General features: G+C 73.3%; 21 protein-coding genes. 8 read left to right on the top strand and 13 right to left on the bottom strand.

Features of this window, described 5'->3' with window-relative positions; genetic code table 11:
* A partial coding sequence (locus V7Z97_RS10300; protein ID WP_334163308.1) for a P1 family peptidase occupies positions 1 to 499 on the bottom strand: 499 nt, incomplete at its 3' end.
* 96 nt (positions 500 to 595) lie between these two features.
* Between V7Z97_RS10300 and ggt the strand changes: the two genes are divergently transcribed.
* The gene (ggt, locus tag V7Z97_RS10295; protein ID WP_334163312.1) at positions 596 to 2,323 is read left to right on the top strand and encodes a gamma-glutamyltransferase; all 1,728 of its coding nucleotides are present in this window, start codon (positions 596 to 598) and stop codon (positions 2,321 to 2,323) included.
* Here the strand turns inward: ggt and V7Z97_RS10290 are convergent.
* From V7Z97_RS10290 to V7Z97_RS10275, 4 genes are all read right to left on the bottom strand, one after another.
* The gene (locus V7Z97_RS10290; protein ID WP_334163305.1) at positions 2,320 to 3,804 is read right to left on the bottom strand and encodes a sensor histidine kinase; all 1,485 of its coding nucleotides are present in this window, start codon (positions 3,802 to 3,804) and stop codon (positions 2,320 to 2,322) included. The genes ggt and V7Z97_RS10290 overlap by 4 nt on opposite strands.
* Before the next feature lie 75 nt (positions 3,805 to 3,879).
* Positions 3,880 to 4,923, bottom strand: coding sequence for a quinone-dependent dihydroorotate dehydrogenase (locus V7Z97_RS10285; protein WP_334163303.1), 1,044 nt, complete (start codon positions 4,921 to 4,923; stop codon positions 3,880 to 3,882).
* Positions 4,920 to 5,258: a DUF952 domain-containing protein gene (locus tag V7Z97_RS10280; protein ID WP_334163301.1), complete on the bottom strand. Its 339-nt coding sequence runs from the start codon at positions 5,256 to 5,258 to the stop codon at positions 4,920 to 4,922. Before V7Z97_RS10280 ends, V7Z97_RS10285 begins: the two co-directional genes overlap by 4 nt.
* Complete coding sequence (locus tag V7Z97_RS10275) at positions 5,255 to 5,752, bottom strand: SixA phosphatase family protein (protein ID WP_334163298.1); 498 nt, start codon at positions 5,750 to 5,752, stop codon at positions 5,255 to 5,257. Before V7Z97_RS10275 ends, V7Z97_RS10280 begins: the two co-directional genes overlap by 4 nt.
* 96 nt (positions 5,753 to 5,848) lie before the next feature.
* Here V7Z97_RS10275 and metX point away from each other — a divergent pair, with 96 nt between their 5' ends.
* Entirely contained in the window at positions 5,849 to 7,006 is a 1,158-nt protein-coding gene (gene metX / locus V7Z97_RS10270) for a homoserine O-acetyltransferase MetX (RefSeq protein WP_334163295.1), read from the top strand.
* The gene (gene metW / locus V7Z97_RS10265; protein ID WP_334163292.1) at positions 7,003 to 7,713 is read left to right on the top strand and encodes a methionine biosynthesis protein MetW; all 711 of its coding nucleotides are present in this window, start codon (positions 7,003 to 7,005) and stop codon (positions 7,711 to 7,713) included. The genes metX and metW overlap by 4 nt, the downstream gene beginning before the upstream one ends.
* Here metW and V7Z97_RS10260 read toward each other — a convergent pair.
* Complete coding sequence (locus V7Z97_RS10260) at positions 7,710 to 8,054, bottom strand: P-II family nitrogen regulator (RefSeq protein ID WP_334163291.1); 345 nt, start codon at positions 8,052 to 8,054, stop codon at positions 7,710 to 7,712. The two genes, metW and V7Z97_RS10260, sit on opposite strands and share 4 nt — an antisense overlap.
* 201 nt (positions 8,055 to 8,255) lie before the next feature.
* On the opposite strand from V7Z97_RS10260, the gene V7Z97_RS10255 reads away from it, so the two are divergent.
* Together V7Z97_RS10255 and V7Z97_RS10250 are read left to right on the top strand one after the other, a co-directional pair.
* On the top strand, positions 8,256 to 8,420 hold the full coding sequence (locus V7Z97_RS10255; RefSeq protein WP_334163290.1) for a hypothetical protein: 165 nt from the start codon (positions 8,256 to 8,258) through the stop codon (positions 8,418 to 8,420).
* Positions 8,417 to 8,620 (top strand): hypothetical protein, encoded by a 204-nt coding sequence (locus tag V7Z97_RS10250; protein ID WP_334163287.1) that lies wholly within the window; start codon positions 8,417 to 8,419, stop codon positions 8,618 to 8,620. The genes V7Z97_RS10255 and V7Z97_RS10250 overlap by 4 nt, the downstream gene beginning before the upstream one ends.
* A gap of 6 nt (positions 8,621 to 8,626) precedes the next feature.
* Here V7Z97_RS10250 and V7Z97_RS10245 read toward each other — a convergent pair whose 3' ends face one another.
* The 5 genes from V7Z97_RS10245 to V7Z97_RS10225 all read right to left on the bottom strand — a co-directional run bounded on the left by V7Z97_RS10245 (position 8,627) and on the right by V7Z97_RS10225 (position 14,428).
* A complete protein-coding gene (locus tag V7Z97_RS10245) occupies positions 8,627 to 9,052 on the bottom strand; it encodes a response regulator (protein ID WP_334163285.1) in 426 nt (141 codons plus the stop codon).
* 303 nt (positions 9,053 to 9,355) lie between these two features.
* Positions 9,356 to 10,585: a glycosyltransferase gene (locus tag V7Z97_RS10240; protein WP_334163282.1), complete on the bottom strand. Its 1,230-nt coding sequence runs from the start codon at positions 10,583 to 10,585 to the stop codon at positions 9,356 to 9,358.
* A complete protein-coding gene (locus V7Z97_RS10235) occupies positions 10,582 to 12,831 on the bottom strand; it encodes a hypothetical protein (protein ID WP_334163280.1) in 2,250 nt (749 codons plus the stop codon). Before V7Z97_RS10235 ends, V7Z97_RS10240 begins: the two co-directional genes overlap by 4 nt.
* A gap of 14 nt (positions 12,832 to 12,845) precedes the next feature.
* Positions 12,846 to 13,598 (bottom strand): ABC transporter ATP-binding protein, encoded by a 753-nt coding sequence (locus tag V7Z97_RS10230; protein ID WP_334163278.1) that lies wholly within the window; start codon positions 13,596 to 13,598, stop codon positions 12,846 to 12,848.
* Positions 13,595 to 14,428 (bottom strand): ABC transporter permease, encoded by an 834-nt coding sequence (locus V7Z97_RS10225; RefSeq protein WP_334163276.1) that lies wholly within the window; start codon positions 14,426 to 14,428, stop codon positions 13,595 to 13,597. The genes V7Z97_RS10230 and V7Z97_RS10225 overlap by 4 nt, the downstream gene beginning before the upstream one ends.
* Before the next feature lie 155 nt (positions 14,429 to 14,583).
* Here V7Z97_RS10225 and V7Z97_RS10220 point away from each other — a divergent pair, with 155 nt between their 5' ends.
* From V7Z97_RS10220 to V7Z97_RS10210, 3 genes are read left to right on the top strand one after another with little or no spacing between them, the layout of a single operon-like run.
* Entirely contained in the window at positions 14,584 to 15,663 is a 1,080-nt protein-coding gene (locus tag V7Z97_RS10220) for a glycosyltransferase family 2 protein (RefSeq protein ID WP_334163275.1), read from the top strand.
* Positions 15,660 to 16,028, top strand: a complete 369-nt coding sequence (locus tag V7Z97_RS10215) for an EamA family transporter (RefSeq protein ID WP_334163273.1) — start codon at positions 15,660 to 15,662, stop codon at positions 16,026 to 16,028. Before V7Z97_RS10220 ends, V7Z97_RS10215 begins: the two co-directional genes overlap by 4 nt.
* A complete protein-coding gene (locus V7Z97_RS10210; protein WP_334163271.1) occupies positions 16,025 to 17,398 on the top strand; it encodes a hypothetical protein in 1,374 nt (457 codons plus the stop codon). Before V7Z97_RS10215 ends, V7Z97_RS10210 begins: the two co-directional genes overlap by 4 nt.
* Here V7Z97_RS10210 and V7Z97_RS10205 read toward each other — a convergent pair.
* Positions 17,395 to 18,510, bottom strand: a complete 1,116-nt coding sequence (locus V7Z97_RS10205; protein ID WP_334163268.1) for a glycosyltransferase family 4 protein — start codon at positions 18,508 to 18,510, stop codon at positions 17,395 to 17,397. The two genes, V7Z97_RS10210 and V7Z97_RS10205, sit on opposite strands and share 4 nt — an antisense overlap.
* Entirely contained in the window at positions 18,510 to 20,150 is a 1,641-nt protein-coding gene (locus V7Z97_RS10200; RefSeq protein ID WP_334163266.1) for a hypothetical protein, read from the bottom strand. The genes V7Z97_RS10205 and V7Z97_RS10200 overlap by 1 nt, the downstream gene beginning before the upstream one ends.
* Positions 20,151 to 20,155 lie beyond the last annotated feature (5 nt).

The raw sequence follows: 20,155 nt of genomic DNA, 5'->3' as shown, positions 1-20,155 counted from the left end.
CCATCGCCCCGTAGCCCGCGCCGGCGGTCCCCAGCTGGAACCGGTCCGCGGCCGCGGCGACCGCGGCCCGGCCGAGCTCACGGTGCGGCGGGGTCTCGCCCCAGGCCTTGTCGCCCCCGTTGGCCATGTCGAAGAGGATGGCGGCCGGCACGACCGGGGAGGGCGGCACGTCCGGTTGGACGGCCATCCCGTAGCCCCGGCCCCGCGCGCCCAGCCAGGCGACGACGCCGTCGGCCGCGCCGAGCCCGTAGACCGAGCCGCCGGACAGGACGACGGCGTCCACCGCGTCCACCAGGTTCTCGGGCGCGAGGGCGTCAGTCTCCCGCGTGCCCGGCGCCCCGCCGCGCACGTCCACGGCGCAGACCGCGCGGTCGTCCGGCAGGATGACGGTGACGCCCGTGCGGGCGCGGGGATCCTCCGCCTGCCCGACCTTCAGGCCCGGCACGTCGGTGATCAGGTTGCGGGCGCCGGGCGCTGCGCTGGGCCGCGTTTCATCCATCGGAACCCGACGTCGCACGCCGGGAGGTTTGTTGTCCACGCGCAGACGCCCTAAGGGTGGGACCTCACCACCGGAGCCCTTAGCCCAGTGCCGATCCTGAAGCGTCTCGCCAGCCTCTCCCTCGCCGCCCTGCTGGCGGCCTGCACCACCACCTCGGCCCCGCCGCCGCCAGCAGCCGCGGCCGACGCGCCGACCACGCAGGGCGTGGCGGCCCACGCCATGGTCTCCGCCGCCAACCCGATGGCCGTGGAAGCCGGCCTGAAGGTGCTGCGGGCGGGCGGCTCGGCCGTGGACGCCGCCGTGGCGGTGCAGGCGGTGCTGGGCCTTGTGGAGCCGCAGAGCTCGGGCCTCGGCGGCGGCGCCTTCATGACCTACTACGACGCCAGGACCCGCTCGGTGACCGCCTACGACGGCCGCGAGACGGCGCCGGCGGCGGCCACGCCCGACATGTTCATGGGCCCCGACGGCAAGCCGCTGAACCGCGTGCAGGCGATCCTCTCGGGCCGCTCCACCGGCGTGCCGGGCGCGGTCGCCATGCTCTCCATGGCCCACGCCGACCATGGAAAGCTGCCGTGGAGCCAGCTGTTCGGCGAGGCCGAGCGCCTGGCCGACCAGGGCTTCGTCGTGCCCCGCCGGCTGGGCGAGGCCGCCAACGGCCGCTCCGCCCAGGGCCAGACGCCGGACGCGACGGCCTACTTCACCAAGCCCGACGGGACCCGGATCCGGCCGGGCGACACCTTCCGCAATCCGGCCTACGCCGAGACGGTCCGCAGGATCGCCGCCGAGGGTCCGAAGGCGATTCTCGAGGGCTCGATCGCCGAGGCCATCGTGGCGCGCCTGCGCCAGGACCCGCTGCCGGGCGCCATGACCCTCGCCGACCTCAAGGCCTACCGGCCGAAGAAGGGCCCGGCGCTCTGCCGCCCCTTCCGCGTCTATGTGGTCTGCACGCCGGGCGCGCCGTCGGGCGGGCCGGCGGTGCTGCAGGGGCTGGGCCTGCTGGAGCGCACCGACATCGCCGCCCGCGGCCCGGCCGACCCGCAGGGCTGGCACCTGTTCAGCCAGGCGAGCCGGCTGATGTACGCCGACCGCGACCGCTACATCGGCGACCCGGCCTTCGTGGAGGTCCCCGTGGAGGGCCTGCTGGAGCCGGCCTACCTGGACCGGCGCGCGAAGCTGATCGATCCCGAAAAGGCCGGCCCGCCGCCGCCGCCGGGTAATCCCCGCGGGGCCGGCGTCCGCGCCCCCGACCGCACGGTGGAGCCGGCCGGCACCACCCACTTCACCGTCGTCGACGCCGCCGGCAACGTGGTCTCCATGACCACCACGGTGGAGAGCATCTTCGGTTCGGGCCGGATGGTGGCGGGCTTCTTCCTGAACAACCAGCTCACCGACTTCTCCTTCCAGCCGACCTTCACCGACGGCGCGCCGGCCGCCAATGCCGTGGCCGGCGGCAAGCGGCCGCGCTCCTCCATGGCCCCGGCCATCGTCCTCGACCGCCAGGGGCGGTTCGTGGCCGCCGTGGGCTCGCCCGGCGGGCCGGCGATCCTCGCCTACAACCTGAAGGCGCTCACCGCCGTGCTGGACTGGAAGCTGCCGATGCAGGAGGCCGTCGCCCTGCCGAACCTGATCGCCAGCGGGACCTACTATGCCGCCGAGGTGGACAAGTTCCCCGCCCCGGTCGTCGAGGGCCTGGCCGCCCGGGGCGTGCAGCTGCGCTCCGGCGCGGGCGCCGAGGGTTCGGGCCTGCACGGGATCGAGCGGGTCCCCGAGGGCCTGCGCGGCGGCGCGGATCCCCGGCGCGACGGCGTGGCCCTCGGCTTCTAGGCCGAGCTCCTGGCGGCGCGGGCGCGCGAGGGCGCCTTGGGCGGAGCGCCGGGCAGGCGCAGCTCGAACACCGCCCCGGCCCCGGTGCTCTCCACCAGGCCCAGGTCGCCGCCGTGGCCCTGGGCGAGCTCCCGGGCGATGGCCAGGCCCAGGCCCGCGCCGTCCGGCCGGCTGGAGCCCGCGAAGGGCTGGAACAGGCGCTCGCGGGCCCGGGGCGGCACGCCCGGCCCGTTGTCGGCCACGCGCACCAGGCTGGCGTTGTCCGCCTGCTCCAGGGTCACGCGGATCCGGCCGGGCTCTCGGCGGTCCTGCTGGTGCTCGATGGCCTCGCGGGCGTTGCGCAGCAGGTTGACCAGGATCCGGTGCAGCTGGTCCGGGTCGGCGATCACCTGGTCGGTCCGGCCGACCTCGCAGACCAGCCGCACGCCCTCGTCCGACAGACGGGCCTCCTCGGCCGCCGCCTCCAGCGCCGCCGCGAGCCTCACCGGCCGGGCTTCCGGCGCGGCCTCCTGGGTCTTGCCGTAGGTCAGCACGTCGGAGGCGAGCTTCACGGCCCGGTCCAGCGCGCGCTCCAGGCGGGGCAGGGCCTCGCGCACCTTGGGATCCTTCAGCGCCGCAAGCCGCTCCGAGGCGATCTGGGCGCTGGTCAGCATGTTGCGCAGGTCGTGGTTGATCTTGGCCACCGCCTCGCCCAGCGCCGCCAGCCGGGCGCGGGAATTCAGCGCCGCGCGCAGGTCGGCCTGCATCCGGCCGAGCTCCGCCTCGGCGCGGCCGATCTCGTCGTGCCGGCCGGAGAGCTCCAGCCGCGCCTCGGGATCCTCCGGATCGGCGCGGAACCGCTCCATGGCGTAGGTGATCCGCTGCATGGGCCGCACCAGGAAGAGGTTCAGCGACAGGTAGACCAGGACGCCGGCCAGGGTGGAGACGAAGGCCACGATGATGATCAGCCGCCAGAGGTAGTCCCACAGCTCCTGCTTCAGCTCCGCGTCGGGCGCGACCACCTCCACGAAGTCCGCCTCGACGAAGCGCGGCTCCGCGCGGACCCGCACCGAGCGGCCTTCACCGCCGAACAGGGTGTTGAACGGCCCGACCAGCCACGAGCCGGGCCCCTGCTGGCGCAGGTCCACGAGGTAGGGCCGCTGCGGCCGCTTGCGGCCCTGCAGCACGAGCCTGAGGCCAACGTCCGGCGTGGAGATCGCCACCCACTCGACGCCGGCCCCCTGCAGGAGCTGCTCGCGCTGCTCCAGGTCCATGCGCTCGGGCGCGATGTCGGAGATGCGCGAGATGGTCTCGGCGGCCCGGACCCGGTCGAGCAGCCAGCTCTCCTGGTAGGCGGCCAGCGCCGGCGGCAGGGCGATCATGCCCCCGGCCGCGACGAACAGGATGGTGAGCGTGAGCAGTCGCGCCGACAGGCCGCCCGGCCAGAAGAAGCGGCGCCTGTCCGGTCTGGGAAGTTCCTGCGGCGAGGGCGCGTCCGCCATAGGGTATCCCGTTAAATCAGTGAGCAAGCTTGGGCAACGCGTCCCGCTGTGGGGAGGCGCCGCCCGGCCGGTCGATCAGTTGGCGCCGACGGCGTCGGCCACGGCGCGGAAGCCGTCCGCGCGCAGCAGCCCGGCCAGTTCGCGCTTGATGCGGGTGACGAGTCCCGGCCCCTCGAAGACCAGGGCCGAATAGAGCTGAACGGCCGCCGCGCCCGCGCGGATCTTGGCGTAGGCCTCCGCGCCGGAGCCGATGCCCCCGACCCCGATCAGGGTCAGCCGCCCGGCGGTCAGGGCGGCGAAGCGGCGCAGCATCTCGGTGGACGGCGCGGTGAGCGGCGCGCCGGAGAGGCCGCCGGCCTCGTCGCGCAAGCGGGAGGCGAGCGGCGGCCGGGCGATGGTGGTGTTGGAGACGATGATCCCCTCGAGGCCGTTGGCCAGCACCGTCTCGACGATGGCCTCGGCCTCGCCGTCGGCCAGGTCCGGCGCCACCTTCAGGAACATCGGGACCCGGCCGGCCCCCGGCAGGGCGTCGCGGGCCTCGGCGAGCCGGCCCAGCAGCTCCTCCAGCGCCGCCCGGGTCTGCAGGGCGCGCAGGCCGGGCGTGTTGGGCGAGGAGATGTTGATCGTGAAGTAGCTGGCCAGGCCCCACAGCCGGGTCAGGCCGGTGACGTAGTCGCCGACCCGGTCCTCGGAGTCCTTGTTGGCCCCGATGTTGGCCCCCACCACGCCCGGGCCCCGGCGGGCGAGCCGCGCGGCGAAGGCCTCCAGGCCCTGGTTGTTGAAGCCCATCCGGTTGATCACCGCCCGGTCCTCGGTCAGCCGGAACAGCCGCGGCCGCGGGTTGCCGGCCTGCGGCAGCGGCGTGACCGTTCCGCATTCCACGAAGCCGAAGCCCGCCCGCAGCATGGGCCCGAACACCTCGGCGTTCTTGTCGAAGCCGGGGGCGAGGCCCACAGGGTTCGGCAGGGACAGGCCGGCCAGCGTCGTCGCCAGGACGGGATCGTCGCGGCCGCCGTGGGGCCCGAGGCCCGCCTGCAGCGCCCGGATGGCCAGGCCGTGGGCGTCCTCCGGGTCGAGGCCGCGCAGCGCCCGGGTGGCGAGGCCGTGCAGGGTGGTCATGCCAGCGCCGGCAGGACAGGGCCGCCGTCCGCGCCCAGTGGGGCCTCGGTGACGCCCAGCACGCGGGCGGCGTCCAGCGGCCCGTACAGGTGGGGGAAGAGGTCGCCGCCGCGCGAGGGCTCCCAGCGAAGGGCCTCGCCGAGGTCGTCGGCCTCCACCTCGAGCACGACGAGGTCCGCCTGTCCGGCGAAGTGGCGCCGCGCCGTCTCGGGCGCCTGAGCGGCCGTGGAGAAGTGGATGAAGCCGTCGGCCCGGTCCACGGCCGAGCCCTCGAAGCGGCCGCCCGCCTGCGCCGCCGCCCACTCGTCGCGGGACAGGATCTTGTAGATCCTCACTCCCCGCGCTCCGGATAGAACAGTCCGTCGAAGGCGGGGCGCCCCTTGTTGTCGATCAGGAACACCGCCGCGGCGCCCGGCGGGAAGTTGCGGGCGGCCCGCGCGATCAGGGCCGGCGGCGCCTTGCCCTCGGTCAGCAGGTCCACGGCCAGCTCCTGGAGGCCGGGGTTGTGGCCCACCACCATGACCGTGCCGCGGCCGCGCCCCGCGCGCTCGGCCGCCTGACGGATGGAGCCGGCGTCGGCGAGGTAGAGGTCCTTCTCGAAGCGCACCTCGGCGCCGGGGAAGACGGCCTCGGCCGCCGCCCAGGTCTCCCGCGTGCGGGTCGCCGCAGAGACCAGCGCCAGGTCGGGGCGCATGCCGAGGTCCGCCAGGCTCTCGCCCATGGCGGCCGATTCGCGCACGCCGCGCGGCTCCAGCCGGCGGTCGAAGTCGTCGCCGCTCGCGGAGTCGGGCTCGGCCTTGCCGTGGCGGAAGAGGATCAGACGGTCCATGGAGATTCACACACCCCTCGGCGGTCCTCATAGCGGGGTCCGGCGGGGCTGCGAAGCCATTGACACCGGTGGGGCTTGGCGGTCTTCAGGGCGACGATGGACGACCAGGCCGCGCTGAGCCCTGCGATCGAGACCGACGGCGGCGTCTGGCGCTTCCCGGCGGGGGCGCCGCTGCGGCTGGATTCGGGCGCGGTCCTGCCGGGGCTGGAGATCGGCTACCAGACCTACGGCCGGCTGAACGAGAGCCGGACCAACGCCGTCCTCGTCTGTCACGCGCTCACCGGCGACCAGTACGCGGCCTCCACCCATCCGATCACCGGCAAGCCGGGCTGGTGGAGCCGGGTGATCGGGCCGGGGCTGCCGCTCGACCCGGACCGCTACTTCATCATCTCGACGAACGTGGTCGGCGGCTGCATGGGCTCCACGGGGCCCGGGTCGGCCAATCCGAAGACGGGCGAGCCCTACGGCCTGGCCTTCCCGATGATCACCATCGCCGACATGGTCCGCGCCCAGGCCATGCTGATCGAGGCCATGGGGATCGACACCCTGTTCGCGGTGATCGGCGGCTCCATGGGCGGGATGCAGGTCCTGCAGTGGGCGGCCGACTATCCGGAGAAGCTGTTCAGCGCCGTCTGCATCGCCGCGGCCGCCCGCCACTCGGCCCAGAACATCGCCTTCCACGAGGTCGGCCGCCAGGCGATCATGGCCGACCCCGACTGGCGCGGCGGCGCCTACCAGAGCGAGGGCGTCAGCCCGTCGAAGGGCCTGGCCGTGGCCCGGATGGCCGCGCACATCACCTACCTGTCGGAAGCCGCCCTGCAGCGGAAGTTCGGCCGGGAGCTGCGCAAGGACGGCCTGTCGTGGGGCTTCGACGCCGACTTCCAGGTGGAGAGCTACCTGCGCCACCAGGGGGCGAGCTTCGTCGACCGCTTCGACGCCAACTCCTACCTCTACATCACCCGGGCGCTGGACTATTTCGACCTGGCGGCCGGGCACGAGGGCGTGCTGGCCCAGGCCTTCCGCAAGGCCCGCCAGGTGCGGTTCATGGTGCTCTCCTTCTCGTCCGACTGGCTCTATTCCACGGCCGAGAGCCGCGACATCGTGCGCGCGCTGAACGCCGCCGGCTGCCGGGCCAGCTTCGTGGAGATCGAGACCGACAAGGGCCACGACGCCTTCTTCCTCGACGAGCCGCAGCTCGACGCCACCCTGCGCGGCTTCCTGGAGGCCACCGCCCAGGCGCGAGGGCTCGCGTGAGCGTCATCCGCGAGGACTTCCGCGAGATCCTGCGGCTCGTGCGGCCCGGCGCGCGGGTGCTGGACGTGGGCTGCGGCGAGGGCGAACTCCTCGAGCTGCTGCAGCGGGAGAAGGGCGTCGACGGCCAGGGGCTGGAGATCAGCCAGGCCGGCGTCTCGGCCTGCCTGGCGCGGGGCTTGGCGGTGGTGCAGGGCGACGGCGACCGCGACCTCGACCATTTCCCGACGCGGGCCTTCGACTACGCCATCCTGTCCAAGACCCTGCAGCAGATGCGCGAGCCGCGGCACGTGCTCTCCGAGCTGCTGCGCATCGCCGACCAGGCGATCGTCTCGGTCCCCAACTTCGGCCACTGGCGGATGCGGGTGAGCCTGATGACGCGCGGGCGGATGCCGGAGACCCGCGCCCTGCCGGATCCCTGGTGGGCGACGGCCAACATCCACCTGTGCACGCTCAGGGACTTCACCGACCTCTGCGAGGACCTGGACCTGCGGATCGACGCCTGCGCGGCGCTCGCCAACGGGAAGGCCGCCCGGCCCATCGACCCCAAGCGGCCGCTCGAGAACTGGCGCTCGGAATCGGCCCTCTTCCTGCTCAGCCGCCGGACGGAGGGACAGCCCGACGACGTGCCGAAGGACCTGTTCGGCGAGGTGGCCCTGCCGAAGTCCGAGCCCCCGAAGCCGAAGCGGCGGGCGCGGGCGAAGGCCTAGCCCGCGATGGCCGCGGCGTCGCGGTCGCCGGTGCGGATGCGCAGGGCCTGCTCCAGGTCGAGGACGAAGACCTTGCCGTCGCCGATCTTGCCGGTGTTGGCCGTCCGGGCCACGGCCTCGACCACCTGTTCGGCGATGTCGGTGGGAACGGCGATCTCCAGCTTCACCTTCGGCAGAAGCTTCACCTCGTACTCGGCGCCCCGGTACACCTCGGTCTTGCCGCGCTGCCGGCCGTAGCCGCGGACCTCGGTGACCGTCAGGCCGGAGGCCCCGGCCTCCGTCACCGCTTCGAGCACCGCATCCAGGCGGCTGGGCTTGATGATCGCGATGATCATCTTCATGCGCTGGCTCTCCGGCTCTTCCGCGCGGACGCGGGTTCTCCCGGAGGCTAAGGCTTTCGCCGCGCGGCTCCAAGAGGCCGTGGCCGGCCGGAGGGGCCGTTTCCGGCGGGCGCCCGGGCCGCGGGCGCCTGGAACCCGCGTCCTTCGCGCCGGGTTGTCAGCCGTCCGGCGCGCCATCGGGGCGCGTGGAGGGAGAGAGCCGTGCCGCCGAGACAGCGCGTCGTGCAGGTGAGGCAGACCGCGAACGGGACCCGGGTCGAGGTCTACACCCTGCCCAGCGGGTCGCGCCTCTATGTCCCCCTGGTCGCCTCGTGGAACTTCAAGGCGGCCTGCTCCGCCCTCGTCCAGACCGAGGCAAGACGATGACGCCCAGCGTGCTGGTGGTCGCGAAGACCGGCGACCGCTGGGGGGTGAGCGCGGGGCGCGAGCTCCTGGCGCTCGCGGAGAGCGAGGCGGAGGCGCAACGGCTGGCGGAATCCGCGGCCGACATCCTGCGCAAGAGCGGCGGCCGCGCCCGGGTGCTGGTGGCGGGCGAACCGCGCAGCTTCAAGTCCGACGACGACTGAGCGCCCCTAGCTGGCCTGCGCCACCGGCCGGGGCGCGAAGAGCTCGAGGCCGAGCGGCAGGCGCGCGGGCCGGCGGCCCTGCTCCAGCGCCTGGGCCACCGGCACGGCCTGCACCAGGGACTGGAAGTTGAAAGGCTTGGGCAGGACGCCCAGCGCCGCGTCGCTCGCCTGTCGCGCCTGCGCCAGCTGACCCGTGACGAAGATCGACGGCACCCCCAGCCGCGCCTTCAGCTCGCGCGCCAGTCCCACGCCCTCGTCGTGCCCGGCCAGGTTGATGTCTATGAACGCCAGGTCGGGCCGCGTCTGGCGGGCCAGCGCCTCCGCCTCGGACACCCCCGTGGCGGGCCCGAGCACCTCATAGCCTGCGTCCTCCAGCTCCCACTGGATCGAGGCCGCGATCATGGGTTCGTCTTCTACGACGAGAACAAGCACCCGCTCGCCTCCGTACTACGAACCGTCCCCCGTCGATTGATAGGCCGAAGCGGCGCGGACGATCCACAGGCGCGACCCAGTCGCGCCTGTGACACAATAGCGCAGCCGTAGCCTCCGGAACAAGGTTTCAAGACAAGCGCTGCTGTAGACCTGAGATCGACCGGATGATGCGCCGAGCAACAGGAAGTGACAAGGCCCGGCGACAGAAGCAACCCGTCCGGGAAAAGCTTGACTATATCATCTGGCGATCAGTGGGGTGATCGGCTGATCGGCATGCTAAAGAATAAAGCCAAGCTTTCGCGGCTATCTCCGAACGGGCCGGTGCGGGTCCTCGCAGGCGGCCAGGGCGGCGGTGCGCACCGCCTCGGGAAGGCTGCGGAACCAGGCCTGGGGCGACAGCCTCTCGGCGACGATGCGGCGGCCGGCCGCGCCCAGGCGCGCCCGAAGGGCGGCGTCCTGGCGGAGCGTCACCAGGGCCTGGACGGCGACGTCCAGGTCGGGCTCGGCCCAGCTCTGGCCCCGGTAGATGCCCTGCGGATCCGCCACCGTCGTGCGGCCGGCCGGCACGAGCAGGGCGGAGTCCCCGTCCATGAAGTCGAGATTGCCGGAGAAGGCGGTGGCGACCACCGGCACGCCCAGGGCCATGGCCTCGGCCATCGGCAGACCGAACCCCTCGGCGCGGTGGAGGGAGACCAGGGCGTCGGCGCCGGCGATCAGCCGCTTCACCTCCGCATAGGGCCAGACCTCGTCGACGATCCGCACATTGTCCGGGGCGTCGCGGCGCAACGCCGCCAGCAGGTCGGGGAAGCGGGCGCCGTTCTGGGTCTTCAGGGTCAGCTCGACCCCCGGCTGGTCGCCGAACGCCCGGCGGAAGGCCTCGATCGCGCCGCGCGGGTTCTTGCGCGCCGCCGAGGAGTTGAAGTCGAACATCGCCACCGCCTGGAAGGCGGCCCGGCGGGGAAGCGGCGCGATCCCCTGGTAGTCCTCGAGGGACAGCGGGTGCGGCACCACGCGGACGGGGGCGGAGGCGCCGGCCAGGCCCTCGGCGGTGTAGCGGCTGGGCGTCCAGACCTCGTCCACCAGCCGCGCGTCCTTCAGCCAGCTGCGCGGCGCCTTCGGCAGTTCCCAGGCCCAGTAGCCGTACCTCGGCCCCACCACCCGGCGCGGCCCGAGGCAGGCCAGGGCGCCCACCATCTCGGGCGCGTTCAGGTGGAAGATCCAGGCCGCCGCCGGGGTCTCCCCGGCGAGGCGCCGTCGCCAGTCGCCGCCGCCGGTGAGGCTCACCGGCTCCACGCGGGCGCCCAGGGCCTCGAAAGCCCGCACCGCCAGGCGGGCGGAGGCGGCGATGCCGTGCGACCGCTCGAAAAGGCCGACCACCTTGATCGGCAGGCCGGCGGTCCCGGGCGCCGCTCCGGGCCGACCTGCGGCGTGGACATAGGCGCGCAGGGCGCGGGTGACGGCGGGCGCGGCGACGCGCCGGACGGGTTCGGGCAGAGCGCGACGCCAGAGGGCCTGGGCCGCCGCCAGGCTCATGCGGCCAGGGCGGCCTGCAGCGGCCGGTCGGCGTCCACCGGCTTCACCGGGCGCGGGAGGTCGTCGCGCGCCGCGCCCCGGCTCCACACCTCGTCGACGAAGCCCAGGCCCGGCGTGTCGTGCGTCAGGGCGGCGACGGTCTCCGCGTCCCACACCGCCGCGGCGCGCGCCCAGCGGATACCTTGGGCGTGCAGGGCGATGGCGTCGGCCGCCACGCAGGCCGGGTCGGTGAGGAACAGGACCTGGTCGGCGCGCTGCGGGGCGGGCCCCTTGAAGCGGCCGCGCGCCGCCTCGTAGACCGCCGCGCCGGCCGGCAGGTCCGGCGCGTCCTCGGCCCGGTCGACCACGAACAGCCGATCGGCGCGCGCCGTCGTGGCCGGAGCGGGCGGCGGAGCCGTCTTGCGGCGGCCGCGCAGGCTCGCCTCGGCCAGGCGCATCAGCGGGTGGCGGCGGACGGCGGCCGGCAGGGCGGCGAACTCCACCCCGTATTCCGCCAGCCCTCCGGCCAGCAGCCAGCGCAGGAAGCGGATTCGGCCGACCGCCGTCTGCAGCGGATAGAGCCGCTGCAGGTCGCCCCGGCTCTCCCAGATATCGGCGAACAGCCGCACGAAGGGCGCGGGAAGGCCCGGGGCGGGCGCCAGGTGCGGCGCGCGCAGGGGGCCGGTCAGGGCCTCGGGCCAGCGGGCCCGCTCTCCGACGCCGAAGCCCACGGCCAGGCGCCGCCGAAGCTCGGTGGCCGAGCCGGACGGGTCCGCGAACCGGGCCGCGCGCACCAGCAGGGCGCCGTCGCGGCCGAGGTCCTCCACGACCGCGGGCGGCAAGAGGTCGAGGTCGAAGCGCCGGGCCGCGGCCTCCGGGCCGACGCACCAGGCGAGCAGGGCCTGCGGGTCCTGGCCGAACCGCTGGCGCAGGTCCTTTCGGGCGGCCAGCAGGGCCAGCGCCGCCCGCGGCGGCTGGTGCGGCTCGCGCAGCCAGCCGAGCGCCTCGGCCGCCGGACCGCGCCAGGGCGCCTCGCGCCAGGCGGAGGGATCGGGGTCGCGGCCGCCGCCGCCCGTGGCCGCCAGCCGCTCGGCGGCCTGTACGGCGCGCGCGTCGAGGCCGAGGGCCTGGGCGTTGTCGCCGGCCCAGCGGATGAAGCCCAGGCGGCCCTCGGCGGTGGCGCGGTCGAAGGGGTCGGCGGCCGGGCTGTCGCGCCAGGCCTGGTCCATCACGCGGGTGATGTCGGGAAGGCCGGGGACCACCGCCTCGGGCTCGGCCTCGTCGAACCAGGCCGAGGTGGCCGGCCCCAGGCCGTCGGGGAAGGTCTCGCCGGCGCGGGCCGCGCGCAGGGCGCGGCGGCGCATGGGCCGCGTGATGACGCGCCCGTCGGCCAGCTTGTTGTGCCCGTAGGGGATGGCGCTGGAGCTCGCGTGACCGTTGCCCAGCAGGGTCTTGCCGTAGTCGGCCAGCAGCTCGGCCAGGCCCGACCCCGGCTCCACCGTCAGCCGGTCCTGGTGCTTGGACAGGGTCTTCGGCCGGTTCGGGTCGAAGCCCGAGAAGTGGAAGAAGTGCAGCGGCTCGCCGTCCACCCGCCAGCCGTCGGCGGCGCGCTCCAGGATCCGGCCCTCGAGGTTCCAGTAGGCGAGGTTGTAGCCCGGGTGGCGGATCAGGCGCAGGCTGTCCACGAAGCCCGGCGACAGGTCCATCCAGCGCTGGTCGGTGAACAGGCCGTTGGCCAGGTCCACCCGGCAGTCGAACCGGCAGCGGTCGGCCCACCAGGCCAGCAGCCCGTCCACCTTGGCCGTGTCGCGCATGGCGGCGAAGCCGAGGTTGTAGCTGCCTGACTGCAGGATGTTGCGGTCGTTGGGGCTGGCGTCGCCGAGCAGCGGCCGGGTCAGGTGCGGGGTCAGCACCAGCTCCGCCGCCTCCAGCCCCTCGCGCACGGCGCTCAGCGGCCGGAACAGGCGGATGTCGGGGTCGAGATAGGTGACGCTGCCGACGCCCGCCCGGGCCATCAGGTGGCGGAACACATAGGGCTTCACCGCCGTGTTCAGCTCCAGCGCCTCGTAATAGACGACCATGTCCCGGAACGGCGCGCCGACGTCGTTCGCGTCGATCACCTCGGCGATCGGCTCGAGCGAGGGCAGGGGGCCGTCGGTGGCCACCACCACGCGCCGGGCGGCGGGCTCGTGCGCCGCGACGCTCTGCATCAGGCTGGCGGCGAGCGCGGCGTAGTTGCGGGAGACGATGGTGAAGATGACGTCCAAGTCGGCGCCTTCCGTCAGGCCGCGAGCAGCTCGTCCAGCTTGCGGATGTCGGTGACCGCCGAGGCGACGCCGCCCTCCAGCCGCATCACCTTGTTGCAGTAGAGCCGCAGGAGGTCGAGGTCATGGCTGGCCAGGACCAGAATGCCGGCCCGCTCCACCAGCTTCAGGAGCCGCTTGTGGGCGAGCTTCTGGAAGTCGGCGTCGCCCACCGCGATCCACTCGTCCATCAGCAGCACGTCGGCTTCCACGGCCGTCGCGGCGGCGAAGGCGAGGCGCGCCTGCATCCCGGCCGAATAGGTCTTCACCGGCATGGCCAGGAACGGCCCGAGGCCCGTGAACTCGGCGATCTCGCCCATCTTCTCCTCGATGTCCTTCGAGGAAAGGCCGGCGATGCGGCCGCGCAGGCGGATGTTGTCGTAGCCCGTGGCCGACGGGTCGATGCCGAGGCCCAGGTCCAGCAGGGCGGCGATGCGGCCCTCCACCTCGATCTGGCCCTCGTCGGGCTCGTAGGCGCCCGACAGCGCCCGCAGCAGGGTGGTCTTGCCCGAACCGTTGTGGCCGATCAGGCCCAGCCGGTCCCCGGCCTTGAGCTCGAGGTTCAGGTGGGAGAGCGCGGTGACCTCGGTCGAGCCGTGGTGCTGGCCGAGCTTGCCGCCGACGGTGATGTTGGCCAGGTGCTTCTTCAGCGACTTGGCGTCCACGCCGTAGACCGGGAAGCGGAGCGTCAGGTCCCGGCAGGAGATGGAGACGGGCGGAGCCTTCTTCATAGGTAGTGCACGATCCGGCGGCGGGTGACCGCGAAGACGCTGAACGTCACCGCCCAGCCGAGAAGCGCCATGGCGCTCAGCACGATGTAGCTCAGTCCGCTGACCGGCATGCCGAGGAGCGGGGCCCGGATGGCTTCCAGCATGTGGTAGAACGGATTCAACGTCAGGAAGATGTGCTGGTCGCCGAACCGGTCGGGCCGCCAGAACACCGGCGTCATGAAGAAGGCGAACTGCATCACCGAGATGACGATCTGCGGGATGTCGCGGAAGCGCGCCGAGACGATGCCGGCCAGCATGCTCATCCACGAGACGTTGACGATCAGGAAGATCACCCCGGCCAGCGCCAGCAGCGGGTTGGCCTCGCGCCAGTAGCCGAACCAGATCAGCACCGCGACCACGATCACCAGGTGGTGGGCGAGGTTGATCAGGTTCCTGAGCACCGTGCGCCAGACAAAGGTGAACATCGGCAGGCTGGTCTGGGACAGCATGCCCGACGCCTGCACGAAGGTGTCGCAGCCCTCGTTCACGACGCCGGCGATGACGCCGAAGAAGACGATGCCGAGCGCCACATAGGGCATCAGCTCCTCGAGGGAGATGCTGAGCAGGCGCGAGTAGAGGAAGCCGATCCCGAGCACCATCAGGCCCATGGACAGGGTGATCCAGAACGGACCCAGGATCGAGCCGCGGTAGCGGGAGACCACGTCGTGCCAGGCCAGCGACCACGCCAGCCCGAGCCGCTCGCCCGAGGTCTTCAGGTCCCGCAGGGCCATCTGGAACTCGAACAGCGTCCCGCGCCGTCCGGTCCGCAGCATGTGGGTGGCGGTTTCCATCAACACTCCCGACGAGAGGGCGCGGAGGTATCAGTTGGGTCTGCGCCACGCAACACGGCGCCTTGCCGCGCGGACGGGCGCAAGGCCAGCTTTGCAAGCCCCGCCGCTTCCGTGTTAGCCCGCACGTCCAAGGGGCCGGACCTGTTCTGAGAGAAATGACGTCCTTCGACAACATCGCGCGCCAGGCGCCGCTGTCTCCGGACGACCGGCGCAAGCTGATGCGCGTGCTGCCGCCGAAGCTGGACGGCGCCGGCGTCTGGCTGGTGGTGCCCTGCTACAAGGTCAAGGCGCACATCCTGAGGGTGATCGCCAAGACTCCTGCCTGGGTCGAGGGCATCGTCTGCGTCGACGACGCCTGCCCGGAGGGCTCGGCCGACTTCATCGAGGCCAACAACACGGACCCCCGCGTGGTGGTCGTGCGGCTGCCGCAGAATCAGGGCGTCGGCGGCGCGACCATGGCCGGCTATCGCGAGGCCGCCCGCCGCGGCGGCCAGGTCCTGGTCAAGGTCGACGGCGACGACCAGATGGACCTGGGCTACGTCGCCCATCTCGTGGCGCCGATTCTCCTGGGCGAGGCCGACTACGCCAAGGGCAACCGCTTCACCTCCATCAGCCACCTGCGCTCGATGCCGTCGATCCGGGTGTTCGGCAACGCGGTTCTGAGCTTCGCCGCCAAGCTCTCCACCGGCTACTGGAACATCTTCGATCCCACCAACGGCTACACCGCCATCGAGGCCAACGTCGCCCGGATGGTCATGGAGAAGCGGGTCGCCAAGCGCTTCTTCTTCGAGACCGACCTGCTCTACCACCTGGGCACCCTGCGCGCGGTGGTCCGCGACGTGCCGATGCCCGCGCGCTACGCCGACGAGGTGTCCAACCTGCGGATCGGCGCCATCGTCGGCCCCTTCGCGCTGAAGCACCTGAGGAACTTCGTCCAGCGGGTGCTCGGACAGTATTTCGTGCGCGACTTCCACGCCGCCAGCCTGGAGCTGGTGTTCGGGATCTTCAGCGTGCTGTTCGGCGTGGGCTACGCGGCCCACTACCTGGCCACCCGCGTCCCCGGCCAGGCAGCCTCGGCCGGCGTGGTCATGGCCGCGGCCCTGCCGATCATCCTGGGCGCCCAGTTCCTGCTGCAGGCGATGAACTTCGACGTGCTGAACGTGCCGACCCGGCCCATCCACCCCTACCTGCGGACTATCGCCCGCATGGAAGAGGAAGAGGACGCCCGCTCGTGACGCCGAAGGACATCGCGCTCTGCAGCGCCTTCGCGGTGGCGATGCCGCTCGGCCAGATCATGTTCAAGTGGGGCGCCATCTACGACGGGCGGCTCTCGGGGCCCTTCCTCCTGCGCGTGATCCAGAACTGGCCGCTGATCGGCGCCTTCGCCTGGTATGCGCTGACAGCGCTTCTCTGGTTCTACGTGCTCACCCGCGTGCCGCTGTCGACCGCCTACGCCTTCTCGCTGGTCGGCGCCTGCCTGGTGCCGACCATGGGCTGGCTGGTGTTCAAGGAGGAGTTCTCCTGGTCGATGGCCGCGGGCTACCTGCTGATGATGGCCGGCCTGTTCCTCGTGGTCGCCCGTCCCGGGACCGCCGCATGACCCGGCCGGGCGTGCGGATCGCCGCCGTCGACGCCACCCGCTGGGTGATCGTCGCCGGCTACCTCCTGATGCTGGCGGCCAACCTGCCCGGCCACATGTCCGTCGATCCGGTGCTCTCGCTCTACGAGGGCCGCTTCCACGAACGGATCACCTGGGGCCCGCCCTTCTACGCCTGGCTGCTCGGGGTCTTCGACGACCTGCTGGCCGGGACCTCGCTCTATGTGGTGGCGAGCGGCCTGATGCTGTTCGGGGGCTGGCTCTGGATGCTGCGGATGACCGGCCGGGCCTCATGGCTCTCGGTCCCGGTGGCCGCCGCCGTCGTGCTCACGCCCAACATCCTCGTCTACCAGGGCATCGTCTGGAAGGACGTGTTCTTCGCCAACAGCGCGACGCTCGGCTTCATCTGCCTGATGGCCGCCTCCCAGGCCTGGGCGGCGGGACGCCGGCCTCTCGGCGCGCTCGCCGCGGCCGGCCTGCTGTTCGCCATGGCCGCCCTGGTGCGCCAGAACGGGCTGATCGCCTGGCTGCCGGCCGCCGCCGTCATCGCCTGGGGGCTGCGCGACCGCGGCTGGAAGGCCATGGCCGGCTGGAGCCTCGGCTGGCTCGTCGCCGTGGCCCTGGTCACCCAGTCCCTTTCGGTCGCCGCCATCCCGGCCCCCGAGAAGGACGACGTGGCCGTCTCCCGCGGCGTGCGGCTCGTGCAGCAGTACGACATCGCCGGCGCGCTGGCCCTGGACCCGACGCTGCCGCTGGAGCACATCGACCGCGCCGATCCCGACGCCGACGACGAGCTGCGCCGGCGCGCCGGGGCGCAGTTCTCGCCCGAGCGGATCGACCACCTCGACCGTGATCCGGCGGTGGGCGCCACCTTCTGGGGGCTGCCGGACGAGGCGATCCAGGCCGAATGGCTGAACCTGATCGCCGAGCATCCGGGGATCTATCTGAAGACCCGCTTCGCCGACTTCCGCTGGGTGTTCGCCGCCCCGGTGATCGACCGCTGCCTGCCGGTGCACGTCGGGATCGATGGCCCGCCCGAGCAGCTGGCCAAGCTGGGCATGGAGGCGCGCCGCGACCGCGACGACCAGGAGCTGTTCAACTACGTCACCTGGTTCCTCGACACGCCGGTGATGTCGCACGCGGCCTACGCGGTGCTGTCGCTTCTGGTGGCCGGGGCGCTCCTGCTGCGCCGGCGGCCGGAGGATGTCGCCGTCATCGGACTGCAGGTCGCGGCGCTGGGCTTCACCGCCAGCTTCCTGGTGATCTCCCTGGCCTGCGACTACCGCTATCTCTATTTCCTCGACGTCGCCGCGCTTACCGGCCTCGTCTACCTGTCGCTCGATCCGGCCGTCTGGAAGCGGCGCAGGGCCTAGGGTCGGGCGAGCGCCTGCAGGCGCGCCAGGAAGCGCGCGCCGACGGCCGCATAGGACAGCGTCTCGCGGATGTGCCGGCGGCCGCGCTCGCCCAGGGCCGCGGCGCCGCGGGGATCGTCGTACAGCCCCTCGATCAGGCGCGAGGCGTGCCCGGCCGACGCCTCGGCCCACACCTGGCCCTCCCCGTGCGGATAGGCGCCGGGCGCCACCGGGACCAGCTCGTAGTCCGCCAGCAGCGAGGTCCCCAGCGGCATGAAGTCGACGTTGCCGGAATAGCCGGTGGCGATGGCCGGCCGGCCCAGCGCCATGGCCTCCGCCGGCCCGCGTCCGAACCCCTCCGAGCGGTGCAGGGACACGAAGACGTCGCAGACCCGGATCAGGTTCTTGATCTCGTTGTCGGTGAAATCGCCTTCCAGGGTCTGCACCCGCTCCCCCAGCGCGGCCAGCCGGGCCCGGAAGGCGTCGCGGGCCTTCCGGTCGGGAGGCGCGCCGCGCACCTTCATCACGCAGTGCAACTCGGCCTCCGGCCGTCGCGCCACGAGCTGCTCGAAGGCGCTCAGCACCGCGCCGGGGTTCTTGCGTTCCGCGTAGGAGGCGAAGTCGAAGAAGAACAGCACCGTGAACGGCGCCTCGGGGATGTCGAAGTAGCGCCGCGAGAGGAAGCGCGAGACGCGGGGCTCCACCGCCAGCGGGATGTCGTGGACGGGCCGCCCGATGGCCGCCGAGATGGCGTCGCGGATGAACACGGACGGCGCCCAGACCTCGTCGAACTGGGCGACCGCCCGGGCGTAGGGCGCCGGATAGCGGGCGAGCTCCCAGGCCGGATAGACGACGTTGACCGCCGCCCTGAAGGCTGCCCGCCGCAGGCGGTCGATCACCCGGTCGACCTCGTCGGCGTTGACGCAGAAGATGTTCAGCTCGCCCAGCCGGTCGACGGCCAGGTCCCGCAGCGGCTCGAGCGCGGGGTCCGGATGGCTGCGGGTGTCGGCCACGTCCAGCAGCCGCACCTCCAGGCCCGCGGCGCGCAGGGCGTGCAGGGTCACGCGCAGGTGCTCGCCCATGCCGGTCGGCGCGAAGGGATAGCCCACCAGGGTGATCGCCGGACCCGTCATCACCGCTCCAGCAGCCCCGCGTCATAGGCGTTGGCGCAGGCTTCCAGCCAGGCGTGGCCGCGCTCGCCCGGCGCGACGGCGTCCCAGTCGTCCACGAGCAGCACCGGGGCGTCGGCCATGGCGCGTTCGAGCCGGGCCTGCAGGACGCCCGGACCGCCCTTGCCGGCGCGCACGCAGGGCAGGGCCCCACGCGAGACCACGTGGAAGCCCGCAAGGCCTTCCGCCCTGACGCCGGGCGGGACCAGCAGCGCTGGCCGTCCCTCGATCCGCAGCGCCTTGTCGGACGACAGCGCCGGGGCCAGGGCCCCCGCCTCGACCGGACCGGCCAGCGCCAGCAGGAAAGGGAGGTCCGCCGCTCCGGCCGCCCACAGCGCCCGGGCTTCCTCGCGGCTGGCCACCTCGTGGCAGAAGCCGGCCAGTCGGTGGCGGGCGAGCAGCCGGTCGGCCGTGGCGAGATCCGCCGGCGGGCCGCGCCGCACCACGAAGGCCTGCGGCTCCAGCCCCGGCCGCCGCCCGGGCGCCGTCGACCCCATCTCGGCCAGGTAGCTCACCCAGTCGTCACGCGGGGCGGGGGCGGGGCGCGCCGTGGCAGGCTCCGCCCGCGCCGCCAACTCCAGGGCGCTGCGGGCCTCGGCGGCGGCCTTGGGATGGGCGGCGAACCAGGCCGCTTCGTCGAAATCCGGCGCCGGGGAGAGGCCGAGGAAGGTCCCCGCCGTCACGTAGTGCAGGAGCGGGCTGGCGGCGGCGGCCGGGTCGCCGCCCGCCTGGGCCAGGTAGTGGTCCGGATCGAACCGCGGGGTGGGGCTGCGCCGCATCGGGCCGCCGGTCCGCAGGAAGTCGCTCAGCGGGTCGTGGGCTGCGGACGCGCGCCGCGGCTCCAGGCCCCACCAGGCGGTCTCGAACAGCGGGTGCGGGTCGGCGCCCGCCGCGGCTCCCGTCGTCACGTAGTGCAGCAGCGGCGCGATCCCGGCCTCCGGGGCCCCCGGCGTGCGGTTCAGGTACCAGGCGTTGGCGAACAGGGGGTGCGGGTCGCGCCCCTCGCGCCAGCCCTGCCGCAGGTAGTGGACAAGCGGGTTCTCGCCGGTCTCCGCCAGCTCGTCCGACTGGCCAACGTAGAAGCGCAGGTCGAACAGGGGATGGGGGTCGATCCCCTCGGCGGCCGCGTGGAAGAGGAAGCGCTGGAGGGCCGTCAGCCGGTCGCCGGGCCCGCGCAGGCGTCTGACGTCGATCAGCGGGTGCGGGCTGCGCCCCTCCAGGTCGCCGAGGATCAGGTAGTGGGCAAGCGGAGCCCAACGGCTGCCGGCCAGGGCGGGCGCCTGCTCCAGGTACCAGGCCTGGTCGAACAGGGCGCGGGGCTGGGCCGCCGGGTCGGGGCCGGCGCGGACGTAGTCGAGGAGGTTCGAGACCTCGCCGGGCCGGCTGCCGAGCCCGGCCTCGACGTCGTCCAGCCAGGCGCCGGACAGGGCCAGCAGCAGGGCGCGGCCGGGGAACTTGCCGCGCGCCAGCAGGCGGGCGGCGGCGGGAGGCAGGGCGCGGGCCGCGGAGCCGCCGTACCGTTTGCGGGTGCTCGCCTGGAACCGCCGCCAGCGGTCCTCGGCCAGCCGCTGGCGCTCACGCCAGGCGGCCTGCCGAAGAGCCATGACAT

Origin of the sequence: Phenylobacterium sp., from assembly GCF_036821595.1 — a bacterium.
Taxonomy (GTDB): domain Bacteria; phylum Pseudomonadota; class Alphaproteobacteria; order Caulobacterales; family Caulobacteraceae; genus Phenylobacterium.
Note: the sequence above shows the minus strand (reverse complement) of the source record. Positions and strands in the feature narration are given on the sequence as shown.